The sequence below is a fragment of the Anaerobacillus arseniciselenatis genome, from assembly GCF_001865995.1.
Taxonomy (GTDB): domain Bacteria; phylum Bacillota; class Bacilli; order Bacillales; family Anaerobacillaceae; genus Anaerobacillus; species Anaerobacillus arseniciselenatis.
In genome coordinates this window covers 180,292-204,370 of sequence record NZ_MLQQ01000042.1, presented here as the reverse complement: position 1 = coordinate 204,370, position 24,079 = coordinate 180,292, and the positions used below count along the sequence as shown (strand labels likewise).

Genomic DNA, 24,079 nt, shown 5'->3' with positions numbered 1-24,079 from the left:
CTTACCTTCAAATTTAATTATTTAATTAACGCATTACAATCAACGATCAATGCTACTTGACCATCACCTAAGATCGTCGCTCCAGAAATTGCAAATACATTCGTTAAATAATTTCCTAATGACTTCAAAACAATTTCCTGCTGGCCAATGAAAGAATCAACAACCAATCCAGCCATTTTTTCTCCTTTACGGACAATGACAATCGAGTGATAAGCATCTCTTTCGCGAGTTCTCGGTACATCAAAAAAGTCAGTTAAATTAATTAACGGTACGACACTGCCTCTAAAGTCGATGACTTTTTGATTATGTGCAGCTAAAATATCCTCATCCTTTACGATCGCCGTTTCAATAATTGAAGAAAGTGGAATTGCATACTTTTCGCTTTGAACTTCGACTAACATAACTGAAATAATCGACAATGTTAATGGTAGCTGAATTGAAAACGTAGTTCCCTCACCTAAAACAGAATCTACAGTGACATTACCACCTAAAGATTCAATTTTATTCTTTACTACATCTAGTCCTACGCCACGCCCAGATACATCTGTAATTTGATCAGCTGTACTCAATCCTGATGCAAATAATAATTCGAACACTTGACGATCTGTTAAACTCTTTTCACTTTCTTTTGTAACAACACCGTTTTGTATCGCTTTTTTTAACACTTTCTCACGATTTATGCCAGCACCATCATCTGAAACTTCAATAAAAACGTGGTTTCCACTATGGTACGCTCTTAATGTAATATTTCCTTCTTCGGTTTTTCCTACACTTAAGCGTTGTTGTGGAGTTTCTACCCCATGGTCAATTGAATTTCTCAGCAAATGAACGAGAGGATCACCAATTTCATCAATAACTGTTCGATCCAATTCTGTCTCTGCGCCGATAATTTCGAGGTTCACTCTTTTCTTTAAATCTTTAGCTAAGCCACGGACCATTCTTGGGAAACGATTAAACACTTGCTCTACAGGAACCATTCTCATATTTAAGATGATATTTTGTAAGTCCCCAGAAATTCTTGACATATGCTCGACCGTTTCTGTTAGTTCTGAGCTTTTTAAATCTCTGGCAATTTGCTCTAATCTACCACGATCAATCACTAGCTCTTCAAATAAATTCATTAAAATATCTAGTCTTTCTATATTGACACGAATCGTTTTACTTGCTGAGTTATTCGCCTTTTCTTGTTGATTAGTTTCTTTTTTAACGGTTTGTTTATTTGGACTACCTTCTTCTACTAAATCTTCTTTGACTGGAAGGTTTTCCTCTTTAGGTTGGTCTGCGCTACTAGTACTCTTATAAGTATTTATATCAATGGCTGTTACTTCTACATTCTCAATCTCGGAAACTTTTAATATACGATTTTTTACATCCTCACTCGACTCTTTCGTAATGAGAGTAACCGTAAAATCGTAATCAAAGTTTTCTTCTTCTAATACATCTACAGTAGGTGTCGATTTAATAATTTCACCGACTTGTTCTAATACTTCAAAGACCATAAACACGCGCGCTGCTTTTAAAATACAATCTTCTCTTAAGGAAATATGAATTTGGTTCACATGAAAGCCTTGTTCTGTTGCTTGAGTTAAAACTGTGACTTCAAAATCATCATATGTTTCAGTAGTACTCGTTTGCTCTGATGTATTTAACTCAACGGTTGACGATAAATTTTCTTTTAGTTGTTTTTCCTTAAGACTTTCTCCCTTTTCGATTTTTTCTAATTGAGAGACTACTTTAGTAACATTACGGCGTCCATCTCCACCACCCGCGATAGAAAATACCATCGCTTCTAGGTCATCGACAGATTCAAATACAACATCTAAAATTTCACTTGTAACAGAGATTTTATGATTTCTTATTCCGTCAAGAACATTTTCCATAATATGTGTTAAACTAGCTAAATCTTCAAAGCCCATCGTTGCTGCCATCCCTTTTAACGTATGTGCAGAACGAAAGATTTCATTAACAATTGCAACGTTTTCAGGTGAATTTTCTAATTTTAATAGATGATCATTCATTGCCTGTAAGTGCTCTTTACTTTCATCAATAAACATGTCTAAATATTGATTTTTTTCCAAGACATCTACCCCCTCTATCAACAATAACTTACAATAGCTTTTGCAATATCATTCAGGTGAACAATTTCATCAACTTTATTCGTGTTAATGGCTGCTCGCGGCATCCCGAATACAACTGCTGACTCCTCTGATTCTGCTATTGCAATCACATCTTGATTGTTTTTTAATTTTAATAAACCTTTCGTCCCATCTGAACCCATCCCAGTCATAATAACGGTGATAATTGAGTATTGATTAATATTGGCTAAAGAGTTCAACATCGTATCCACGGATGGACGATGCCCATTTTCTGGGGGTGTCTGATCTAGTTGAATAGCAAGTGTTGTCCCAATACTCCTTATCTTTAAATGGTATCCTCCTGGCGCAATATAGGCAACCCCTTTTTTTACAACTTCGCCATCTTCAGCCTCTTTCACCATAATTTTGGATAGATTGTTAAGTCGTGACGCTAATGACTTTGTAAAACCTACCGGCATATGTTGTACGATAAAAATGGGCACGTTAATATCTTCAGGAAGCTTTGTTAACACTTGTTGCAGGGCTTTAGGCCCACCTGTCGATGTTCCAATTGCAATGACCTTTTTATCTAATAATTTTTTTGGCTGACTCTTCGTGACTTCGGTTGGACGAGACTTTGAAACTTCATTCGCTTGTTTTTTTTGTAACACTTTTGTCAATTTTACATTTGCAGCCAGAAGTACTTTATCAATTAATTCTTGTTGCACTTTATGCAAATCAAGAGATATTGCACCAGACGGTTTGGCAATAAAATCTATTGCCCCGAAAGACATTGCCAAAACTGTGTTTTCTGCACCTTCTTTTGTCGTACTACTCACCATGATGACGGGTTTCGGTACTGTTTTCATAATCTTTTTTAAGGCATCTATACCATTCATAACTGGCATTTCAACATCAAGAGTAACCACATCTGGATTTAAGTCTTGTATTTTCTTTATGGCATCTTGACCATTTCTTGCTGTGGCAATTACTTCAATTCGTTGGTCCTCTTCTAAAAGATCGGTTATCATTTTTCTCATGAAGGCGGAGTCATCAACTACGAGCACGCGAATCAATTTATCTCACCCCCCTTACTATTCGTTATCTATCAGTAAAATATTTTTTGAACTTATTTAAAAATGTAGTAAAAGGAGGGGTTAATTCTTCTCGCTTTTCCCCTGTATACTGTTGCACAATTTCTTGGATTGCTTTACTTGGCTTACTTTCAGACGCATGGATCACAAATGGGGTCTGTGCTTTCACGGCCTTTAGTACTGATGGATCGTCAGGGATAATTCCGAGTAATCTGATTTCTTTCTGCAAGAACTGGTGCGTCACTAAATTTAGATTCTCAAACGTCTTTTTACCTTCTGAACTCGAATCGGCACGATTAACTAACAATGAGATCGGAATCTCTTGATCTTTTAATTGAATATACTTAATCATAGCATATGCATCAGTCACTGAGGTTGGTTCAGGTGTTGTAACTACAAAAACTTCATTTGCCGATAAAATAAAGTGTAGGCTATCTTTTGAAACACCCGCACCCATATCAAAAATAATATAATCGTAGTTTCCGTTGACAAGTTCTAATTGCTGTAAAAATCTTGAAAACTTTCGATGGTTTAATTGAAACATCGAGGATAGACCTGTCCCTCCTGCAATAAACGACAGGTTATCAGGCCCACGCTCAATAATGTCCCAAATCGATAACTCTCGTTCAATCATATCTACGATCGTATGCTTTGCGGATGTCCCCATTAATATATCAACATTTGCCATCCCGATGTCAAGGTCGAATAAAATGACTTCTTTTCCTGTTTTTTTCAACTCTAGAGCAAAATTCAAACAAAAATTAGACTTACCAACTCCACCCTTACCACTAACAACAGCAATAACGTTTGTTTCTTTTTCTGTATTACTTGCCATATGCAACATTTTTCGTAAATTTCTCGCTTGATCATTCATAGTCATCAACCTCTAATATACTATTTACTATTTGAGTCGCCGAGCCTTCTACTATATCATCAGGAACACTTTGTCCATTCGTAATGTAAGATACCCCTACATCATATTCATGAATCAAATTCAACATTGCTCCTCTTGAGTACGTTTCATCTTTCTTTGTGAATATTACTTTATTAATGTTGATCCTAGAAAATTGCTCAAAGATTGTGACCATGTCTTTATATTTTGAAGTTAGTGATAAAACTAAATAAGTTTCCATTTCTTCATTAAAATCGATGACTTTTTTTAATTCATCTATATAAAGTTGATTCAAGAAATTTCTACCTGCCGAATCAATTAAAACTAAATCGTAGTTTGCGAGTTTTTCTTTCGCTTGTTTAAAATCTTCAACAGAATAAACGACTTCCACAGGGACATTTAAAATTTTTGCATACGTTTTTAATTGATCGATCGCTGCAATCCGAAATGTATCTGTAGTTATAAAAGCTACCCTTTTTTTATGCTTTAAAACACAGTGTGCCGCAATTTTAGCAATCGTCGTCGTTTTTCCAACTCCAGTTGGACCGACTAAGTTTAAGTATTTTTTATTAAACTGAAAACCATCAATATCTTTTTCGTTTAAAAACTGGAGTAAAGTCTCTTTTGTTATATGCATTACTTCTTCTTCATTCATTGTTTCCTTATCTAAAATATACCATTTTTTAAGAAGCTTTTTCATTACTTCCGTACGTATCGAACTATCAATATCTTGATCAATTAATCGCTGGTTCATTTTTTTTAAACCGTCTGGATAGTCCTCGAATTGCGTGACGATCGAACTTGAAATTCCATTGACAATGTTTTTAAGTTCTTTTACTTCACTTGCAAGCGTTTCATCTTTTAAAGAAGGTTTCAAGTTACTTTCTATCGTGTTTGTCTGGGGTTTTACTGACGCAGACGGTTTCGAACTACTTCTGTTTGCCTGAGCTGATTTTTTAGGCACCTGCCTTCTAACAGCAGGTGCTGTATCAACTGCAGCAATTACTTCTATATTTTTTTTCGTAAAGAAGCCGAGAAAACCACCTGTTTCAACTTCTTTCGAGTTTAAAATGACAGCGTCGCTACCTAATTCTTGGCGAATTTTCTTCATCGCTTCCGACATAGATTTCGCAACAAACTTTTTCACTTTCACTATACATTCACCACCCCTACACTCTGAACCTCAATTGTTGGCTCAAGTTCATTATATGATAAAACTGGAACATGAGGTAAATACCGTTCAAGAAGGTGCCTAATATACATTCTTACAGCTGGTGAGCATAATAAAATAGGCATTTGCCCCATTTCATTCATACGCTCTACTTCATATAGTACAGCATCAACAATCGATTGCTGAGAATTCGGATCTAATGATAAGAAGTTACCATGCTCTGTTTGTTGTACCCCTTCAGCTACCAGCTTCTCTACTGAACCACTCATTGTAATAACATATAATGGCTCATCATGATTAGCGTATTGTTTCGTAATTTGTCTTGAAAGTGCTTGGCGCACATACTCTGTAATTAAATCCGTATCTTTCGTCATTTGCCCATAATCAGCTAATGTTTCAAAAACAATTGGTAAGTTACGAATCGATACTTTTTCTTTTAATAAATTAGCTAATACTTTTTGTACTTCCCCTACAGATAACGGGTTCGGTGTTACGTCTTCTACTAGTGTAGGGTAAGCCTCTTTTAAATGATCAATTAATTGCTTCGTTTCTTGACGCCCTAACAGTTCATGCGCATGTCTTTTAATCACTTCTGTTAAATGCGTCGATACGACAGAAGGCGGGTCGACAACCGTATAACCTGATAACTCCGCTTGTTCTTTCATATCTTCACTAATCCAGAGTGCTGGCATTCCAAAAGCGGGTTCCATCGTTTCAATACCAACAATCGTTTCATCGTCAACACCAGGACTCATCGCCATAAAATGATCAAGTAATAATTCCCCTTTTGACACTTCATTTCCTTTAATTTTAATCGAATATTCGTTTGGCTGTAACTGTATATTATCACGTATTCGAATCACAGGGACAATTAACCCTAATTCAATTGCCAGCTGTCGTCTAATCATAACGACTCGATCTAATAAATCCCCACCTTGGTTCGCATCAGCTAAAGGAATTAGACCATAGCCAAATTCAAACTCTATTGGGTCTACTTGAAGTAAGTTGACGACACTTTCTGGTGATTTCATATCATCCTGTGCTTCATCTTCGCTTGCCGCCTCTTCGGTTTCAACAAGTTTTTGATCTTCATTTTTAAGAAGGAAATAACCACCCGCTACTAAAAATACCGCAATAGGGGTCGTCAACCCCCAATTAATCGGTGTAAAAAAACCGAGTAACGCGATTGTTCCCCCTGCAATATATAACATTCTCGGATAAGCTAGTAATTGTTTTGATAAATCATCACCTAAATTACCTTCAGAAGCAGCACGGGTAACGACAATCCCTGTTGCTGTCGAGATTAACAATGCGGGAATTTGACTGACTAAGCCATCCCCTACGGTTAACAACGTATATTTTGAAGCAGCTTCTCCTATATCAAGCCCTTGTTGCATCATACCGATAATTAAACCAAATATAATATTAATAATCACAATAACTATTCCGGCAATGGCGTCTCCCTTAACGAACTTACTGGCACCGTCCATTGAACCGTAAAAATCAGCTTCTCTTTCAATTTTTAAACGCCGTTCTTTCGCTTCAGTGTCAGAGATCATTCCGGCATTTAAGTCTGCATCAATACTCATTTGTTTACCTGGCATCGCATCTAACGTAAAACGGGCTCCCACTTCAGAAACACGTTCCGCACCTTTTGTAATAACGACAAATTGAATAATAATTAAAATTAAAAAGACAACAAAGCCGACCAAAGCGTTACCGCCAACGACAAAAGAGCCAAACGTATCAATAACATTCCCGGCTTCCCCTTTCCCTAAAATCGATCTCGTTGTCGATACGTTTAATCCGAGTCGAAATAACGTAACGAGTAATAAGAGCGTAGGGAAAATCGAGAATTGTAGAGGCTCTTTCGTATTCATCGCGACTAAGATAATGAGTAAGGCAAGAGATATATTGATAATAATCAAAAAATCCAGCATACCAGGTGGTAGTGGAATGATAAGCATGACGACTATTAATATCACTCCTAATAGTACACTTAAATCTTTTGCTGACATTTCTTTCTCCCCTTACTTTTAGTGCGTGTTCAAAATGAGGATAATCAGAGTCAACGATGAAATTAGACATCTATGATTACCGGACTTTTGCAACAGCCTATTAAACTTTGTTTTTTATTCGATACACATATGCTAAAACCTCAGCTACCGCTTTAAATAAATCTTCAGGAACTTCATCTCCAATTTCAGCCTGATCGTATAAAGCTCTAGCTAAAGGTCGGTTTTCGACAGTAATAATTTCATTATGTTTGGCGATCCCTTTAATTTTTTGGGCTAAAAAGTCAACCCCTTTAGCAATCACGACTGGGGCATCCATTTTCTCGCCATCATACTTTAGGGCAACTGCATAATGAGTAGGGTTCGTGATCACAACATCGGCCTTTGGCACTTCTTGCATCATTCGTTGCATCGCCATTTGCCGTTGCTTTTCTTTAATTTTCGATTTGATCAGAGGGTCACCCTCTGTTTTCTTGTATTCATCTTTCACATCTTGCTTTGACATTTTAATTTTCTTTTCATGATCATAACGTTGGTACATATAATCTAAAACCGCTAAAAAAAGTAATAAAATTGCAACAGCAATTCCCATTGTCACAGTTAAGGTTCCGACAAAAACTAAGGAATCTGCAATAGGGATTAATGATAAAAATAGCACCTGATCGATACTGATCCACAATATTGTAAATGTAACTAATCCAACGAGACATATTTTCAAAAGTGATTTCAATAGCTCAACAATTGCTCGAATCGAGTAAATCCTTTTAAAGCCTTCAATTGGATTTAATTTACTTAATTTCATCTTGATCGCTTCTGGTGCAAAAAGAAACCCTACTTGAACATAGTTACTAATAACTCCTGCAAGAAAAGCAACCAACATTATTGGCGCAACGATCATTACCGCTTGACTAATTAATTCTAAAAATAAACTTTGTACATTTTCAGGGGTTAACGTAAATAATAAAAACTCTTGAAACATATATTGCATAAAAATAAAAATTCGTTCTCCTACAAATCCACCGATTAACCAAAGAAAAATAAATACTAATAAAAGAATAATAGCTGTATTAATATCGGTACTTTTTGCGACTTGTCCTTTTTTCCTTGTCTCTTGGCGTTTTTTCGGTGTCGCTTTTTCAGTTTTTTCTTGAGCGAAAAATTGGAGATCCATTCGTAAAAATGCCATTTTACACTCCTCCGTATAGCTGCATAAGCGTCCGCATTGTAATAATCATTTGATCGACTAAATGTTTAGTTACCGTAAAAAATGCTGGCATAACTAGGACAAGGAGGAGAAAGCCAACAAAGATTTTAATCGGAAAACCGATAACAAAAACGTTTACTTGAGGAACAGCTCTGGCGATCATCCCTAAGGCAACATCAACTAAAAATAAACAACCAACGATTGGCATTGACATTTGAAAAGCAATAATAAACATCGTGTTAAATGTTGTGACGACGTGCATTAGAATGTTTTCATTTCCAAAAGGTATGATCAGTTGATCTAATGGTATAAATTGATAACTATAGTAAACACCATCTAACAATAAGTGGTGCGCATCAATCGCAAGCAAAAATAGTAATGCAAAAGTGTACAAATATCCACCCATTAAAGGGGTTTGTGCCCCTGTTTGTGGATCGACTACATTCGCCATCATAAAACCCATTTTTATATCGATAAATCCACCTGCTACTTGAATCGCATACATCAATACCATCGCAATTAAACCTACGGTTAAACCTACGATTACTTCTTTAAATATTAACATAAAATAAAAATAATCAATTTCCATCACTGGCGGATCGATAGAGAAAAACATTAGCCATGCTAGAAAAAAAGCTAACCCTATTTTATACATAGCTGGTATGGTCCGATATGAAAAGAGCGGTAATGTGACTAAAAAGGCAGTTATCCGAACAAGAATAAGTAAAAAGGCCGGAAAGAACTCTACTATTTCTAGCATTAGCCAACAAACCTATGCAAGTTACTTAATATCTGTTCCGCAAAGTTAAGCATATTCGATAACATCCAAGAACCAAATACGATTAAACCAACCAATACCCCAACAATTTTTGGAATAAATGCAAGCGTCTGCTCTTGAATTTGTGTCGTCGCTTGGAAAATACTAACTAAAAGCCCAATTCCTAATGCAAGCATAAGAAGTGGTCCAGCAATTATTAGTACAGTAAATACGCCTCTCTCTGCCATTGTAATGACAAATTCTTGACTCAATCAAACCACCCTTTTAAAAGCTTAATAGTAATGATCTAACGACTAAATACCAACCATCAACCATTACGAAAAGCAGAATTTTAAACGGTAATGCAATCATAACTGGTGGTAACATCATCATTCCCATACTCATAAGAATACTAGCTACAACCATATCGATAACAAGAAACGGTACAAAAATCATAAACCCAATTTGAAAGGCCGTTTTCAACTCACTTATCGCAAATGCCGGTACTAATGCCGTTAAAGGAATTTCCTCGATCGAATTTGGTCGTTCCATTCCCGCATACCCCATAAAAAGCGCTAAATCTTTTTCCCTCGTATGCTCTGCCATAAAATATTTAAACGGTGTAGCTGCTCTTTCAAAGGCTTCTTCTTGGGTTAATTCATCATTAAAAAGTGGCTGCAAAGCATTTTCATTCACCTCTGATAGCACCGGAGACATAACAAAAAAAGTAATAAATAGAGCTAAAGCAATTAAAACTTGGTTCGGAGGCATTTGCTGTGTAGCGAGACCAGACCGAACAAATGATAATACAATAATAACTCTCGTGAAACAAGTCATTAAAATTAGTATACTAGGAGCTAGCGTTAACACGGTTAACAATAGCAATAATTGAATCGTTGCCGCTAAGTTTTGTGGCTCATCGCTAAATATATCTAAGGCAGGAATAAAGCTTACTGATATCATTATTGTTCCTTCTCCTTAATGGCAGAATGGGCCTTTTGTTGTGCATTCTTCACGTCTGATAGTTGACGTTCTAATACCCCTTTAAAATAAACACTAGAATTTTGTTTTTCTTCATTTTTTGGGGAGACTTTTGTTTGCATCCATTTGTACATAGAAGAAAACTGTTGTTCTACTTGCTGGCCCTCATAATCTTCTAATATCTTTTTTATTTCCGTCTCATCGTCTATTTCTTTTAATAACTGAATTGACTCACCGACACCAACGACTAATACTCTTTCTCCAACTCGTACTAGTTGAATAGAGCGATTTGCACCTACATGAACGCCTCCAATATTTTGTAACGTCCGGTGTGATTGATAAGATTGGGAACGTTTCCCTATAAAGCGGATCAACATATAAATCATTATAATAATGACGGCTAAAGCTAAAAATAATTGAAAAAACATCCCAAATAAACTTTGGTCTTGTAAAATATCTTCAACATTATTTTCGCTTGTTTGATTATCTACAATTGGTTGCTCATCATGATCGGTTTCCGATTCAGTCGGGGCTTGCCCTTCTTCATTGTTGAACCCATCCAAAACTGATTTATTATCTTCTTCATTCGCTTGGACATGTATATCTCCAAGCGAATGAGAAGTTACTAAAATAATCATCAAACATACTAAAATTTTCACAGTAGACAAAAGTTTAAAACTATTTGTCATCATTAATTATCCAATCGTCTTCTTAATCGCTTCAATTACTCGATCAGCTTGGAAAGGCTTCACAATAAAGTCTTTAGCACCAGCTTGAATAGCATCAATTACCATTGCTTGTTGCCCCATTGCAGAACACATGATCACCTTTGCATTTGGGTCAAACTTTTTTATTTCCTTTAATGCCGTAATACCATCCATTTCTGGCATCGTAATATCCATCGTCACAAGGTCCGGTGATAGCTCTTTATATTTTTCTACTGCTTGTGCTCCGTCATTTGCTTCTCCTGCAATTTCAAAACCGTTTTTTGTTAAAATATCTTTAATCATCATTCTCATAAATGCTGCATCATCTACAATTAATATTTTATGCGCCATCTTTGGTCCTCCTCTAATTTGAACTATAATAATTAATTTTATTGTAAATTTTTCAAACGATCTGTTTGACTAATAATATCCGTTACCCTGACTCCAAAGTTTTCATCAATAACGACCACTTCACCTTTGGCAATAAGTTTATTGTTCACTAAAATATCAACAGGTTCACCCGCTAATTTGTCGAGTTCAATAATTGACCCTTGCGATAATTCAAGAATTTCTTTAATTGATCGTTTCGTTCTTCCTAATTCAACCGTTACTTGTAGATTGATGTCTAGTAACATATTTAAATTCTTTGATTCGTTGTCGTTTAAACTTGGTGGCTCAAAATTTGAGAACGCAACTGGTTGAACATTGGCCGCTCTTTGGTTTTGACTAGCGTATGCAGGTCCGCCAAAGCTTTGCGGTTGCCTTGGTGTAGGCGGTTGTTGTTCATAATATTGACCTTGAGGTGCTCCGTCGTATTGTTGCATTTGAGGTACTTGTTGCTCATGCTGTTGTGGTGCTTGCTGTGACGGTTGTTCAAACTCAGTTACTTGCTCATTTTGTTCTTGATGTCCTTGATTTGGTGCTTGACTTACCGGTTCTTCAAGCAATTCTTCTTCATCACTGCTTGGGTTCATCAATTGATCTACTAACTCTTTTGCAAATGAAACTGTCACTAATTGCATAATTTGCGAATCAATCAAAGTCCCAACCTTTAAATTGAAAGATATTTTTACTAATATATCATCATCAGGTATATTTTTCGTTCCTTGCCCTTCTTTTACATCCATTAAATCTATTCCAGGCGGCGAAATATCGACTTTTTTATTAAAAATCGTTGACATAGAAGTTGATGCTGATCCCATCATTTGATTCATCGCTTCTTGAACAGCGCTAATCTCCATTTCACCTAAGTCATCTGAAGCTATTTCCGTACCGTCACCACCTAACATTAAATTAGCAATAACAGCTGCATCATGTGTTTTGATAACTAACACATTCATGCCTTCAAAGCCTTCAGTATATTTCACATGAATAGCAACATGTGGCTTTGGAAACTGCTCTTCAAGCTCTTGTTTAGGAATAACCGATACTTTCGGCGTCGTAATGTCTACTTTTTGATTTAACAATGTAGACAAAGCCGTTGCTGCACTTCCAAAAGAGATATTTCCGATTTCGCCTAGCGCATCTTGCTCAATAGAAGAAATATAGTCTTCTATATTAATAGAGGTTCCATTTTCATCGCTCTCTTCATTATCATCATTGTTAAGTCCATTTAACAATGCATTTATTTCATCTTGAGAAAGCATGTCACTCATTATTATCATCCTCCTCAATCATGTCCGTTATTTGAACAGCAATCTGGTCTTTCACTTTTCCTGGTTGACCAAAAAATTTCGGTGTATTTTCAACTTTAACGGTTAAAGGATCATCGATTAAACTATTCAATTCAATCGTATCACCAATACCTAATTGTAAAAACTCTTGGATCGTAATTTCTGATTTTCCTAACTCTGCCTTGACAACTAATGGCGCATTACGAACATTTTTTTCTAATGCTTCTACTTCCTCTGGTAAACGAGTTTTCTTTTTCGTTTGCATCCAGTAGTGGACCGATAATTTCGGTAAAATATCTTCTAATACGACGTGAGGAAGACAAATGTTAATCATCCCAGAAGCCTCACCTATAGCCGTTGATAAAGAAATGACGACAACCGTTTCATTAGGAGAAACCATTTGTAAAAATTGTGGATTAACCTCTAAATCATCCATATGTGGATCTATATCGACAACAGAACTCCACGCCTCTTGAAAGCTTTCAAGCGTTCTTTGAAACAATTGAGTCATAATCCTCGTTTCAATTTCTGTTAAATTATCTACTTTATTTACCGCCGTTCCTTTCCCTCCTAAAAGACGATCGAGCATCGCATAAGCAATATTTGGATTGACTTCAATTAAAAAGCGCCCGTCTAAAGGGTAAGGTTCAAACACATTTAATATCGTCATTTTCGGTACCGATCGAATAAATTCATCATAGGGCAGCTGGTCAACAGATGCAACTGAAATTTGAACGAAAGTACGAAGCTGAGCTGAAAAATACGTTGTTAAAAGTCTCGCAAAATTTTCGTGAATTCTCGTTAAACTTCGAATTTGATCTTTAGAAAAGCGAAGTGCCCGCTTAAAGTCGTACACTTTAACTTTCTTTTGAGTTTCTTCTTTTTTTAGTTCATTTGCATCCATTTCACCAGTTGATAATGCTGATAAGAGGGCATCAATCTCACCTTGCGACAAAACCTCAGCCAAGTGCCTCACCTCTCTATAGTAAAACTTTGCTTTTTACTCGTTAAGCAAAGCTGAACTTTCTTAAAATTATTCTTAATTATATGCTATTGTAAGACGAAGCCAGTCGTATACACATTTACCACATAGCCTTCTTGCATATATTCATTAATCTTTATCCGAATAGCATTTTCAAGCTTTTCTATTCCTTCTGATCCGGTAAAATCGCTCGAGCGCATTCCTGAAAGTTCACGAATAATGATATTCCTCACTTGAAAATCTCTTTTTTCTAACTCTGTTTTCGCTCTTTGATTATCTACTTGAATTTTAAACGAAACGCGAATAAAGTCGTTCGTTAACAAGTTTGTTGTAATTTCATTCGTATCCACAGATAATGCAATAATTTCATCAATAGTAGGCTCACGATCTGGATCCATTGTTTTGTAAAAATAATTGTACAAGACCATCGTTAAAACACCTATTAACGTTAAGGCGACTAAAATAACTAACATAATATTTACTAACTTATTTTTAAACAAATCACAAACCCTCCAAATCGCTGTTGGTCAACCTAACTATTCCTACCTTTTGATAAAACTCCGTTACTTTTAGCATAACATCGTCTTCTGAATCTAGCACAACAATTTTATTTCCATTTGATAGTGTTATTGTTGTATCTGGAAATGATTGCACTTGCTCAATAAAAATTGCATTTAACATAAACGGTTGACCATTTAAACGAGTAAGCTTTATCATATTAAAGATATTGATGGTGGCCCAAAAGTGTCTGACACAACAAGTATACTACTATAAGTAGACAAAAAGCTTTGGTGTATGTCTGTAGTAGCTGTAAAGCGGTGTATGTCAACTGTTTTGGACCACCCTCATTTCCTCCCTGTTAATCTATTAATCTACTATAACTATTGTATTAACGTTTTAAATTTACAAGCTCTTGGAGAATTTCATCTGATGTCGTGATAATTCTCGTATTGGATTGGAAACCACGTTGTGCAACGATCATTTCTGTAAACTCTTCAGATAAGTCAACATTGGACATTTCAAGCGAACTTCCCTGCATAACTCCTCGACCTTCACCGGCTAACCCGATATTAGGAACTCCTGAGTTATTCGATACTTGAAATAAATTATCACCTGATTTCGTTAAACCACCGGTGTTATTGAATGTTGCCATCGCAATTTGACCTAAAACGCGCACCTCACCATTTGTGTATACACCGTTAATTTCACCAGTTTGTGAGATGTTGAAGCTTTCAAGGAAGCCTTCAGAGTTTCCGTTGATTTCGTCGATGTCAACTGTGTTTGAGCCAGAAAATTGGGTAATAGAACTAAAGTCAATATCGAAACTCAATTGGCCAGCACCGTTCCCAGGTGTAAAGTTAACATTATTAATTGGATCAGTTGGATTATCTACTTGACCATTTTCGTCAAATTCGATATTGCCATTGCCATTATTAACATTTGTCCCTTCTGGTCCATTAATTGTATATGTCCAGTTATTTTCTCCTTGCCTTTCAAAGACTACTTCAATATTATGAGTTCCTCCTAGTGAATCAACAACGCTATACTGAACAGTAACAGGTTGTTCGGGATTTGCGTCTAAATTCCCTTTCAAACTAACATCTGTTGTTGCTTGAGGAGGTATTACTTCCCCTGCCTGAATCGCTAATTCTCCAAAGTCATTCATATCTATTTGGCCATCTTCACCTGGGCGGTAGCCTTGAACTTTCATACCATCACCAGTAACAAGCGTGCCTTCACGATCTAAATAAAAGTTTCCAGCACGTGTGTAATAAGAAAGATCACCATCGTTCACAATAAAGAAACCATCCCCAGAAATCCCTAGGTCGAGAGCTCGCCCCGTTGTTTGCAAACTTCCTTGCGTATGGATCGTGTCTACGGTTGCCATCGTCCCACCTAAACCAATTTGTTGCGGGTTTGTTCCTCCACGGTTATCTGTAGGATTACTAGCACCTGCTAGTTGCTGACTTACTAAATCCTTGAAAGTCGTTCTCCCTTTTTTAAAACCGTAAGTATTAACATTTGAAATATTGTTACCGATGACGTCAAGTTTTGTTTGGAAGTTTTTCATTCCACCGATACCAGAATACATTGAACGTAGCATATTTTTCTCCTTTCGAATGAGCTGCTTCAATCGGTCCGCAGCCTACAGCTTCCTTTCGGTCCAGCTGCTAATCAATTAATATTGTTCCATTAATGTTTGTAAAGACTTGGTCTTTTGCCTCTTTACGGTCTAGTGCCGTAATGACTGTATTATTTTTTGCACTAACAACAAGGGCAGCATCACGTAAAACGACTAAAGAATCGTGTACCCCTTTCGTTTTCGCTTCCTGAACTTTTGAACTTATTTGTGACCATTTATTTTGGTCAATCACAATCCCACGATCATTCAACCTTTTTTCGGCATGCTTACTTATCTTTAACTCGACTTTATCTTTTATTTGTGATTGAAACATGTCTTTAAATGATGTTGTCGAAGTTGCTTGCCTTTTTGGTGCCATTTTTGGCTTAGGCAGTTGGTGAAGCTGATGAGATTGAATACGATGATCCATTGTATCCACCTCCTTATTGTTTCTTATTACTACTCCATTTGTTTAGCAATATGAATTACTTGTTTTGTATCGATCGCTTGTCCATCTTCTAAAATTAACTTTGTTTTACCATTTTGAAAGCTGATCGCCTTTACGGAACTTTCTTGTATTCGCGTTGTTGTTTCACCTTTTGTATCCGCTACCGTCTGTTCCCACTTTATTTCTTTTCCAATTAAATTACTTTGAGAAAGAAAATGGCTATCTTTTTGCATTTCTATAAAACTCGTTAATGATTTATTCATTTGTTGCATTTGTTCAAGACTTGAGAAGTTCGCCATTTGTGATATAAATTCTTTATCTTCCATTGGGTTCGACGGGTCTTGATTTTGAAGTTGTGTAATTAAAATTTTCAAAAATGCATCTTGATCTAAACTACTTTGCCCTGTTTTTCGGTCATTTGTTTGTCGGTCAGCTAAAAATAAACTTTCATTAATTGAATTTACCATACGATCACCTAAACCTCTACGTTAATCGATTCATTTAAAAAATCTTGGAAACTATCTTCCTCATCGTCAGCCATACCTTGTTTTTGTTTTTGTTCACCATGTTGCTGACTATTACTTTTTTCTTCTTGGTTTTGTTTGTCAGACTGGTTGAGCGACTGCTGTTGTTGCTGCGTGTTAATTTCGATTTTATCTACTTGAATATTTTGAGCAATAAATGCTTGCCTCAATTGATGCAGTTGTGAATCAATTGCATTCTTTGCTGCTTGAGTTGAAGTAATAAGTTGTGCAACGATTACTCCGTTGTTTTGCTGCGTTAACTTCACATCTAACCTTCCGAGGTGCTCTGGAAATAATTTAATCGTTAGTTGATTTGCTCCATTTGGAAATTGAGCTAGTGAGCTTCTACCTAGTATATTTTGAAACTGTCTCATAAAGTGTTCAGTTGTTTGTTGATCAGCGCGGTTTTCACCAACATGTAAAACAAATTGTTGTAATTGTGAAATAGGCTGTTGACTATTTGTTAGGTTTAATCCTTGATTTACAACATTCAAAAGTTCAACGGAGTTCCTTGAAAAAGCAGCTAACACTAGTTGAGATCTATCGTTTTTATTTTGGTATTTATTGATAGCCTTAGCCAACTTTATTTTGTCTTCCACAGATAATAATTGTAAATTAGATGTCATTTGTTCAGCGCTCTGCTTTAGAGTATTTCTTACTTTTATATCTTTCAAATGTGCCTTATCAGTATGTTGTTGTGTTGAAAACATTAGCGGTAACAGGTTTGAAACATGGTGTTGTAGCTTTGAAGAAACTTCAGAAATCTGCTGTTCCACTTCTGTAATATCAACTTGAGCTAAATGAAGAAAAACTGCAAGAAGCTCAACAGGATTTTGTAAATAGCCTTCACCTTTACCAACGATATCCATTAACTTTTCGTTACTTTCAAACAACTGCTCAATATGAGTTTGTAGTTCTAGCGGCAACTCTTTCATAAAATTGTCTATAAACGGGATCGATAACGCCTCTTCATCCATTAACTCCTCATTAAATGGGAGCTCCTCTAAAAGGTTAATAATGAGCTTATGTAAACTAGTAAGCTCTTCATTTTCTACATCAACCATATTTATAGGAGTTACCTCGAGGCCTTTATCGGTTAATGAACTATTTAACATTTGTAAAAACGATCCCTTTTGGTCGACAGAGTCACTTAACGGCTCTAATTTATTTTGAGTTGTTTGTTTAGTTGTCATTTGCATTAAACTAATCGCATTCATTTTTTTCACCCCCTTTCAAAGTTAATGTTTTTAATTGCTACTTTAATGAATTTCACCATTCAATATTATCACCAATTAAGTATCTATATGTAGTTGCGTTAATTCACTCGCCATTAAATATAGTTTGATAGGCTTAAGTTTAGGTGATTATGAAATTCATTCACTTATTAAACTAATTAACTGTGCCGCTTCTTCTGGAGGTAACTGAGCTAATATATCTGCCTTCGTATCAGTTTTCATAAAAGATAAATGGATAGCAGCTTTATCATCAGGAAGTTCGGAAATAATTCTAGCGGCATTTTGTGGTGCCATTGCTTCGTATAACTTCCCAATTTCTTCATAGTCTGCGAATACTTCTAGTTGAGCATCTTGTAATTCTGCAAGCTGTGACATAAGCAAATCAATTTCATCTAATAGCGACTCAATTTCTTCTTCTTTTGAATTTACCGTTGTTTCTAGGCGGCCAATTTCAATTTCCCGTTGATTAAGCTTCGCTGTTAGCTCTTCGATATTCGCTTTTTCTTCTTCTTCTAAAATCTGCTCTTCCGTTTTTACATAGTTTGATAAAATAGGCACATTCGAAACTACTTGCTTCGTTTGGTCAATAACATTTACTCCCATAAAACTTAAAATGATGCTAAATAAAATTATTGCAAAAACAACAGGAATAAAAATGACCAGAAAAAACCATTGAATTTTACTGTATTGCTGCTCTTTCTTGTTCATTACGTCACCTAATTTCAACGATTCATAAATTGCTGAACAGAAATTTCATCCATCAAGAGATTTTCTTGTCGTCTCGTTTCTTCTATAAACTGTTCATATTTAATTTGTTTCATTTTTTCATATTTTTTTAATTCAATAGATTTATCTACTAAAACTTCTTCTTTTTGATTCATATTCGTTCGAGCTTGCTGCGTGTAATATTGTAATTGGTTGATTTGTTTTTGTAATTGATCCAAAACTAAATACGACTGTTGAATTTGAAATACATGTATACCTGTTTGTACTTGGTTATTATATTGACCTTCATAGTCTTCCTTTTTTTTTAATAGGTCGTATAATTTTGTTGCCACTTCTTCAAATTGCTTCGTTGCTTGCGTGAATTCTTTCTCGGCCTTTAATTTTTCATTTTCTCTCACTTCTAAAATTTTTTGCAACGTAAACTGAAATGACATTTTATTCTCCTTTACTAATTACTAAATTCGTTCACTAACAATTGAACGGCTTCATTAAAAGATACTTTCTCGTCAGTAGCTTGTTTTATAAATTGAATGATTTTCGGGTAAGCTTGTATAGCTTCATCAACTTCTTTAGAAGAACCTCGCTTATAGGCACCAATGTTGATCAAATCTTCAGAGTCTATATATGTAGCTAGAAGTTGACGCAAGCGATCGGCTGACGCACGGTGAGAATGATCAACAATGTCATTCATAACTCGACTAATACTTTTTAACGGATTGATCGCCGGAAATTGACCTTTATTAGCTAACTTACGATCCAGCACTAAATGCCCGTCTAAAATTCCTCGTACAGCATCAGAAATTGGTTCATTTAAATCATCACCATCTACTAAAACCGTATAAAATGCCGTAATAGATCCACTTTCATTCGTTCCGGAACGTTCTAATAATTTAGGTAAATAAGCAAATACACTTGGAGTATAACCTTTCGTCGTTGGTGGCTCACCGATAGCTAAGCCAATTTCACGCTGTGCCATCGCAAACCGAGTGACTGAATCCATCATTAAGGTGACATTTAACCCTTGATTACGGAAATATTCGGCAATAGCTGTTGCAGTCATCGCCCCTTTAATCCGCATTAAGGCAGGTTGATCAGAGGTCGCTACAACAACAATCGTTCTCCTTAGTCCTTCTTCCCCTAAGTCTCTTTCTATAAAATCGCGAACTTCCCTACCACGTTCTCCGATTAAAGCAATAACATTTAAATCCGCATCGGAGTTTTTGGCGATCATCGCCATTAGCGTACTTTTCCCAACACCGCTACCAGCAAAAATGCCCATTCTTTGCCCTTTTCCTACCGTAAATAAACTGTCAATAGCCCGAACCCCTAAACTAAGAGGATCGTGTATTCTCGGTCTTGATAAAGGATTAGGAGGTGGGTTGTCGGTCGGGAAAGGTCGTAACCCTTTGGGGAGATCATGACCGTTTAACGGTTGACCTAGTCCATCAATCACACTTCCTATTAGTGATGTTCCAACCTTTACTTCAAGAGGCTTTTTTGTCGCTTCCACTAGACTTCCTGGCCCAATATCATGAACCGTTGTAAACGGCATTAAAAGGACATTTTCATCACGGAACCCTACAACTTCCGCCATTACTTTTCGTTTAGGTGATCTTCCCACAGTAATGTAACATAGCTCACCAATTGATACTTGTGGGCCTTTAGATTCGATCGTCAAGCCTACGACACGACTTACTTTACCGTAATGTTTATAAGGATTGATAACATTTACTTCATTTATCAAATCAGCTACGTTCATAGCCGTCCAACTCCTTTAATTTTTCAAGAAGCGTTCGTTTAATCTCCGTTAATTGACTATCAACAGAAGCGTCGATTTTACCGTAGGCAGTTTCAACCGTACAACCGTGCTCATCTAAATATGCATCAGGGTAAATATATAAATGCTCGCAATTTGGTACTAGAAGTTGTAGTTCTTCTTTATGTGCCAACACTAACTCATACCAACTCGGGTGAATATACAGTTTGACATCTTCATGTTCTCGCACTTCATTTATTACAGCTTTTACGATGGAGAGCCACCGTTCATCATTTTCCTCAATCGTTTCTGTAAAAATCTTCTCTGCTACTTTTAGTGCTAATTGAATGATTGTAGGCTCGGCCTCATTTATGCGTTTAAAATAATCCGCTTGTGAAGCCGTAACAATGCCTTTGGCCTCTTCAATGATTGATTCATATTGCCTTTTTCCTTCTTCGAGGCCTTGTTGAAACCCTTCATTGTATCCACTTTCTTCAGCTTGCTTAAACATTTGTTCTGCATGTTTTTGCTGAGTGAGCATTTCATCATTCATTCGATCTTGGAATTGTTTATATTCATTTTCTGCTTCTTTTTTCATTTGTTCCGCTTCTTCAATTGCCTTTTCTAACTCTTGTTCAGCTAGTTCATTCGTTTCATTTACAACTTTCTCTTCATTATTAGAAGCGGCTTCACTATCAGCTTGTGTCTGTAAAATCTTTTTTAAAGCAATCGTCTTTTTTTCAGTATCGATTGTATTGGCAAAAGATGATTTTATTACTTTAGACAATAATATCATCTCCTCCACCTCTGGCGATGACAATCTCACCGGCCTCTTCTAAGCGTCGAATAACGGCAACAATTCTAGTTTGGGCTTCTTCAACGTCACGCAAGCGCACAGGTCCCATGAACTCCATTTCTTCCTTAAACGTTTCTGCCATACGCTGAGACATATTTTTAAAGACAACATCCTTAACTTCGTCATTAGCAACTTTCAGCGCTAACTGTAAATCTTCATTCTCAACGTCACGAATAACTCGTTGAATTGAGCGATTATCAAGCGTAACAATATCTTCGAATACAAACATACGCTTTTTAATTTCTTCGGCAAGTTCAGGGTCTTGAATTTCAAGCGCATCTAGAATGGTTCGCTCTGTGCTTCTGTCCACACTATTTAATACTTCAACCACAGCTTCTATACCACCTGCTTTTGTGAAGTCTTGTGTAACAGTCGCTGATAACTTTCTTTCTAGAATACTTTCTACTTCATTTATGATTTCAGGAGACGTACTGTCCATTAGTGCAATACGCTTGGCAATATCCGCTTGCATCTCTTGTGGAAGCTCTGATAATATTTGCCCAGCCTGAACAGACTCTAGATAAGATAAAATAAGTGCGATCGTTTGCGGATGTTCATTTTGAATAAAATTTAAAATTTGTCCAGCATCTGCTTTTCTTGCAAAATCAAACGGGCGAACTTGTAGCGTCGAAGTTAAACGATTAATAATATCCATCGCTTCCGATTCACCAAGAGCTTTCTCTAAAACATTTTTAGCATAGCCAATTCCACCTTGAGAAATATAGTCTTGTGCCATCGCTAATTGGTGGAACTGTTCAATTACTTCTTCTTTCATACTTGAATCTACTTTTCTAACACCAGCAATTTCAAGAGTTAATTTTTCAATCTCCTCTTCACTCAAATGTTTATACACTTGTGCTGATACGTCTGGCCCTAAGGAGATGAGGAGAATTGCCGCCTTTTCTTTTCCTGATAATTCCTTTTTCTTGTTAGTCAAACTTTTCCCCTCCTTAATCTTCAGATAACCACGTACGAACGAGCTTCGCAAATTCATCAGGCTTGTCTTTAGCCATTGTTTCTAACTGTCTACGTCTAGCCTTCTCTTCAGAATCTTGGTCTTCGTTAATATCCGGTATATCATAATCTACTCTTGTCGGAGCCGTCTCTTCTACTACTTCTTCTTTTTTACCTTTACGTAATAATAAAAAGATAAGGAAAATAATCAATAAACCTAATCCGCCGACAATATAGTACCAAATTGGTGTTTCGGCATCGATGACATCGTCAAAAACAACTTTACCGTCAAAGCTATGCGCCGAAACAAACACTTTATCGTTGATCTGTTCAGGGGTTAATTGATCGACAACCTCTTTAGAAATACTCGTTCGAACAATCGTACTTAAAATTTGGGTAATATCGTCGATGAGTTCAGGTTGCAAAGAGTTAGGGTCATCAGGGTTAGGTGGTTCGACCATAACTTGTATTCCAATATCGCGAACTTGATAAGGGCTACGCACGATGTCTCGTCTTATTCTATTCACATCATTATTTATTCGTTCTTCCACTCGTTCGTAGTCGCCAGCACCTGCTCCTGTAGCACCAGGGTATCCAGGGATATCTGTTTCACCGGTACCAGGTATACCGCCATCTTGAAACTCATCACCACTATACGTCTCTGTTATTCTTTCAATGCTAACTGCTAAACCCGACATATTTTCTTGATCAACAGGAGTAACTAAATCTTCAGCACGATTTTCCTTCGTAAAGTCAACATCAGTTGTAACAGATACTAAAACTTTATCTCTACCAACAAGTGTACCTAGCATTTGTTGAACTTGACGTTGAATATCTCGTTCAATATCTCGTTGTATTGTTCGTTGCTGTTCATAAACAGTTAGAGTTGAATCGATCATATTTTCATTTTGTAATTCTAAATACTCAAACATTTGGTTCATAATGACGATATTATCAACAGGGAGTTTCGGAACACTTTTGGAAATTAAATGATAAAGGGCCCTTATTTGTTGTTGATCTAACTGATACCCTGGTCGAATATTTAATAGTACCGATGCAGAAGCAGTTTGCTCACTACTAGACACCCAAATATCTTCTTCAGGTAGAGTAATCATCACTTGCGCATGTTGAACACCCTCAATATTCCGAATTAAGTTAGCTAATTCGGTTTGCATAGCAGCACGTTCCATAATGTTAAATTCGTTATCGGTCATTCCGAATCCCATTCGATCCCTAAACGTCGTATAATCAATACTTCCACTTTGTGGAATACCTTCTGCTGCTAATTCAACTTTTAAACTATCAACCATTGTTTCTGGAACAAGTATCGTCGTTCCGTTATCAGCTATCTCAGAGGAAATCCCTCTACTATCTAATTGGGCTTTAATTTCACCCGTTTCCTGAAATGATAAGTTACTGTACAACGGAACCATGCTTGTTCTTGAACCTAGCATCGAAACAACAATGAGTAGCATTATGAACAGTAGGATCGAACCGACAATCATCCCTTTTTGTACATTGGTTCGCTCGGTCCAATATTTAATTAGTTTGTCTTTGTATAGTAATAGTTTTTCGTCCATGTTTCCTCCTACTATGCTAACTCAAAATTTCAACTAAACTTGCATTCTCATAACCTCTTGATAGGCTTCTACGATTTTATTACGTACCTCTACTGTTGTTTGAAGAGTAATACTTGCTTTTTGACCAGTAATCATCACTTCATGTAAATCAATATTTTCTCCTCTTGCTAACTTTTCTGTCGCCTTCGCAGAAGCATGCTGTGCATTATTCACATTATGTAGAGCATCACTTAACAAAGACTTAAAATTATTTTGCGCTTCAGCAGAACTTAGTTTACGCGTCGGCTGAGTAGCACCTTGAATATTCATTACCGAATTAGGTCTATA

At 36.4% G+C, this 24,079-nt stretch carries 26 protein-coding genes; all 26 read right to left on the bottom strand.

Annotated elements, in window-relative coordinates; translation table 11 throughout:
* Positions 1-17: 17 nt before the first annotated feature.
* Positions 18-2,078 (bottom strand): chemotaxis protein CheA, encoded by a 2,061-nt coding sequence (locus tag BKP35_RS15675; protein WP_071314309.1) that lies wholly within the window; start codon positions 2,076-2,078, stop codon positions 18-20.
* A gap of 17 nt (positions 2,079-2,095) precedes the next feature.
* Entirely contained in the window at positions 2,096-3,115 is a 1,020-nt protein-coding gene (locus tag BKP35_RS15670) for a protein-glutamate methylesterase/protein-glutamine glutaminase (RefSeq protein ID WP_071314408.1), read from the bottom strand.
* Between the two features lie 61 nt (positions 3,116-3,176).
* Positions 3,177-4,043: a MinD/ParA family protein gene (locus BKP35_RS15665; protein ID WP_071314308.1), complete on the bottom strand. Its 867-nt coding sequence runs from the start codon at positions 4,041-4,043 to the stop codon at positions 3,177-3,179.
* Positions 4,036-5,214, bottom strand: coding sequence for a flagellar biosynthesis GTPase FlhF (gene flhF, locus BKP35_RS15660; protein ID WP_071314307.1), 1,179 nt, complete (start codon positions 5,212-5,214; stop codon positions 4,036-4,038). The genes BKP35_RS15665 and flhF overlap by 8 nt, the downstream gene beginning before the upstream one ends.
* Positions 5,214-7,250, bottom strand: a complete 2,037-nt coding sequence (flhA, locus tag BKP35_RS15655) for a flagellar biosynthesis protein FlhA (protein ID WP_071314306.1) — start codon at positions 7,248-7,250, stop codon at positions 5,214-5,216. The genes flhF and flhA overlap by 1 nt, the downstream gene beginning before the upstream one ends.
* A 100-nt stretch (positions 7,251-7,350) precedes the next feature.
* Complete coding sequence (gene flhB / locus BKP35_RS15650; RefSeq protein WP_071314305.1) at positions 7,351-8,433, bottom strand: flagellar biosynthesis protein FlhB; 1,083 nt, start codon at positions 8,431-8,433, stop codon at positions 7,351-7,353.
* Position 8,434: 1 nt separating this feature from the next.
* Entirely contained in the window at positions 8,435-9,211 is a 777-nt protein-coding gene (gene fliR / locus BKP35_RS15645; protein WP_071314304.1) for a flagellar biosynthetic protein FliR, read from the bottom strand.
* On the bottom strand, positions 9,211-9,480 hold the full coding sequence (fliQ, locus tag BKP35_RS15640; protein ID WP_071314303.1) for a flagellar biosynthesis protein FliQ: 270 nt from the start codon (positions 9,478-9,480) through the stop codon (positions 9,211-9,213). The genes fliR and fliQ overlap by 1 nt, the downstream gene beginning before the upstream one ends.
* A 13-nt stretch (positions 9,481-9,493) precedes the next feature.
* Entirely contained in the window at positions 9,494-10,171 is a 678-nt protein-coding gene (gene fliP, locus BKP35_RS15635) for a flagellar type III secretion system pore protein FliP (protein WP_071314302.1), read from the bottom strand.
* On the bottom strand, positions 10,171-10,881 hold the full coding sequence (locus tag BKP35_RS15630; protein ID WP_084031697.1) for a flagellar biosynthetic protein FliO: 711 nt from the start codon (positions 10,879-10,881) through the stop codon (positions 10,171-10,173). Before BKP35_RS15630 ends, fliP begins: the two co-directional genes overlap by 1 nt.
* A gap of 3 nt (positions 10,882-10,884) precedes the next feature.
* Complete coding sequence (locus BKP35_RS15625) at positions 10,885-11,247, bottom strand: response regulator (protein WP_071314300.1); 363 nt, start codon at positions 11,245-11,247, stop codon at positions 10,885-10,887.
* A 38-nt stretch (positions 11,248-11,285) separates the two neighbouring features.
* Positions 11,286-12,551, bottom strand: coding sequence for a flagellar motor switch phosphatase FliY (fliY, locus tag BKP35_RS15620; RefSeq protein ID WP_071314299.1), 1,266 nt, complete (start codon positions 12,549-12,551; stop codon positions 11,286-11,288).
* Positions 12,544-13,536 (bottom strand): flagellar motor switch protein FliM, encoded by a 993-nt coding sequence (gene fliM, locus BKP35_RS15615; protein ID WP_071314298.1) that lies wholly within the window; start codon positions 13,534-13,536, stop codon positions 12,544-12,546. The genes fliY and fliM overlap by 8 nt, the downstream gene beginning before the upstream one ends.
* Before the next feature lie 83 nt (positions 13,537-13,619).
* Positions 13,620-14,051, bottom strand: a complete 432-nt coding sequence (gene fliL / locus BKP35_RS15610; protein ID WP_071314297.1) for a flagellar basal body-associated protein FliL — start codon at positions 14,049-14,051, stop codon at positions 13,620-13,622.
* A gap of 1 nt (position 14,052) precedes the next feature.
* A complete protein-coding gene (locus BKP35_RS15605) occupies positions 14,053-14,268 on the bottom strand; it encodes a flagellar FlbD family protein (protein WP_071314296.1) in 216 nt (71 codons plus the stop codon).
* Positions 14,269-14,440: 172 nt separating this feature from the next.
* Entirely contained in the window at positions 14,441-15,655 is a 1,215-nt protein-coding gene (locus BKP35_RS15600; RefSeq protein WP_071314295.1) for a flagellar hook protein FlgE, read from the bottom strand.
* Between the two features lie 67 nt (positions 15,656-15,722).
* Entirely contained in the window at positions 15,723-16,103 is a 381-nt protein-coding gene (locus BKP35_RS15595; protein ID WP_071314294.1) for a TIGR02530 family flagellar biosynthesis protein, read from the bottom strand.
* 29 nt (positions 16,104-16,132) lie between these two features.
* A complete protein-coding gene (gene flgD / locus BKP35_RS15590) occupies positions 16,133-16,588 on the bottom strand; it encodes a flagellar hook assembly protein FlgD (protein WP_071314293.1) in 456 nt (151 codons plus the stop codon).
* Positions 16,589-16,596: 8 nt separating this feature from the next.
* Positions 16,597-17,862, bottom strand: coding sequence for a flagellar hook-length control protein FliK (locus BKP35_RS15585; RefSeq protein WP_071314292.1), 1,266 nt, complete (start codon positions 17,860-17,862; stop codon positions 16,597-16,599).
* A gap of 156 nt (positions 17,863-18,018) precedes the next feature.
* A complete protein-coding gene (locus BKP35_RS15580; protein WP_071314291.1) occupies positions 18,019-18,588 on the bottom strand; it encodes a MotE family protein in 570 nt (189 codons plus the stop codon).
* 14 nt (positions 18,589-18,602) lie between these two features.
* The gene (fliJ, locus tag BKP35_RS15575; RefSeq protein WP_071314290.1) at positions 18,603-19,040 is read right to left on the bottom strand and encodes a flagellar export protein FliJ; all 438 of its coding nucleotides are present in this window, start codon (positions 19,038-19,040) and stop codon (positions 18,603-18,605) included.
* Positions 19,041-19,054: 14 nt separating this feature from the next.
* On the bottom strand, positions 19,055-20,365 hold the full coding sequence (gene fliI / locus BKP35_RS15570) for a flagellar protein export ATPase FliI (protein WP_071314289.1): 1,311 nt from the start codon (positions 20,363-20,365) through the stop codon (positions 19,055-19,057).
* Positions 20,352-21,149, bottom strand: coding sequence for a flagellar assembly protein FliH (gene fliH / locus BKP35_RS15565; RefSeq protein WP_169819242.1), 798 nt, complete (start codon positions 21,147-21,149; stop codon positions 20,352-20,354). Before fliH ends, fliI begins: the two co-directional genes overlap by 14 nt.
* Positions 21,142-22,155, bottom strand: a complete 1,014-nt coding sequence (fliG, locus tag BKP35_RS15560) for a flagellar motor switch protein FliG (RefSeq protein WP_071314287.1) — start codon at positions 22,153-22,155, stop codon at positions 21,142-21,144. Before fliG ends, fliH begins: the two co-directional genes overlap by 8 nt.
* 13 nt (positions 22,156-22,168) lie before the next feature.
* Entirely contained in the window at positions 22,169-23,752 is a 1,584-nt protein-coding gene (gene fliF / locus BKP35_RS15555; RefSeq protein ID WP_071314286.1) for a flagellar basal-body MS-ring/collar protein FliF, read from the bottom strand.
* Between the two features lie 33 nt (positions 23,753-23,785).
* Positions 23,786-24,061 (bottom strand): flagellar hook-basal body complex protein FliE, encoded by a 276-nt coding sequence (gene fliE, locus BKP35_RS15550; RefSeq protein WP_475647868.1) that lies wholly within the window; start codon positions 24,059-24,061, stop codon positions 23,786-23,788.
* Positions 24,062-24,079: the final 18 nt, after the last annotated feature.

What these genes read in the sequence shown, in the direction of transcription:
- BKP35_RS15670 (WP_071314408.1), bottom strand. Translation starts at nt 3,115, where the DNA reads ATGAGAAAAATGATAACCGATCTTTTAGAAGAGGACCAACGAATTGAA.
- fliR (WP_071314304.1), bottom strand. Translation starts at nt 9,211, where the DNA reads ATGCTAGAAATAGTAGAGTTCTTTCCGGCCTTTTTACTTATTCTTGTT.
- BKP35_RS15600 (WP_071314295.1), bottom strand. Translation starts at nt 15,655, where the DNA reads ATGCTACGTTCAATGTATTCTGGTATCGGTGGAATGAAAAACTTCCAA.
- BKP35_RS15585 (WP_071314292.1), bottom strand. Translation starts at nt 17,862, where the DNA reads ATGAATGCGATTAGTTTAATGCAAATGACAACTAAACAAACAACTCAA.
- flgD (WP_071314293.1), bottom strand. Translation starts at nt 16,588, where the DNA reads ATGGTAAATTCAATTAATGAAAGTTTATTTTTAGCTGACCGACAAACA.
- BKP35_RS15665 (WP_071314308.1), bottom strand. Translation starts at nt 4,043, where the DNA reads ATGAATGATCAAGCGAGAAATTTACGAAAAATGTTGCATATGGCAAGT.
- BKP35_RS15595 (WP_071314294.1), bottom strand. Translation starts at nt 16,103, where the DNA reads ATGGATCATCGTATTCAATCTCATCAGCTTCACCAACTGCCTAAGCCA.
- fliI (WP_071314289.1), bottom strand. Translation starts at nt 20,365, where the DNA reads ATGAACGTAGCTGATTTGATAAATGAAGTAAATGTTATCAATCCTTAT.
- BKP35_RS15625 (WP_071314300.1), bottom strand. Translation starts at nt 11,247, where the DNA reads ATGGCGCATAAAATATTAATTGTAGATGATGCAGCATTTATGAGAATG.
- fliY (WP_071314299.1), bottom strand. Translation starts at nt 12,551, where the DNA reads ATGAGTGACATGCTTTCTCAAGATGAAATAAATGCATTGTTAAATGGA.
- BKP35_RS15630 (WP_084031697.1), bottom strand. Translation starts at nt 10,881, where the DNA reads ATGATGACAAATAGTTTTAAACTTTTGTCTACTGTGAAAATTTTAGTA.
- flhB (WP_071314305.1), bottom strand. Translation starts at nt 8,433, where the DNA reads ATGGCATTTTTACGAATGGATCTCCAATTTTTCGCTCAAGAAAAAACT.
- flhA (WP_071314306.1), bottom strand. Translation starts at nt 7,250, where the DNA reads ATGTCAGCAAAAGATTTAAGTGTACTATTAGGAGTGATATTAATAGTC.
- fliJ (WP_071314290.1), bottom strand. Translation starts at nt 19,040, where the DNA reads ATGTCATTTCAGTTTACGTTGCAAAAAATTTTAGAAGTGAGAGAAAAT.
- fliP (WP_071314302.1), bottom strand. Translation starts at nt 10,171, where the DNA reads ATGATATCAGTAAGCTTTATTCCTGCCTTAGATATATTTAGCGATGAG.
- BKP35_RS15580 (WP_071314291.1), bottom strand. Translation starts at nt 18,588, where the DNA reads ATGAACAAGAAAGAGCAGCAATACAGTAAAATTCAATGGTTTTTTCTG.
- fliE (WP_475647868.1), bottom strand. Translation starts at nt 24,061, where the DNA reads ATGAATATTCAAGGTGCTACTCAGCCGACGCGTAAACTAAGTTCTGCT.
- BKP35_RS15605 (WP_071314296.1), bottom strand. Translation starts at nt 14,268, where the DNA reads ATGATAAAGCTTACTCGTTTAAATGGTCAACCGTTTATGTTAAATGCA.
- fliF (WP_071314286.1), bottom strand. Translation starts at nt 23,752, where the DNA reads ATGGACGAAAAACTATTACTATACAAAGACAAACTAATTAAATATTGG.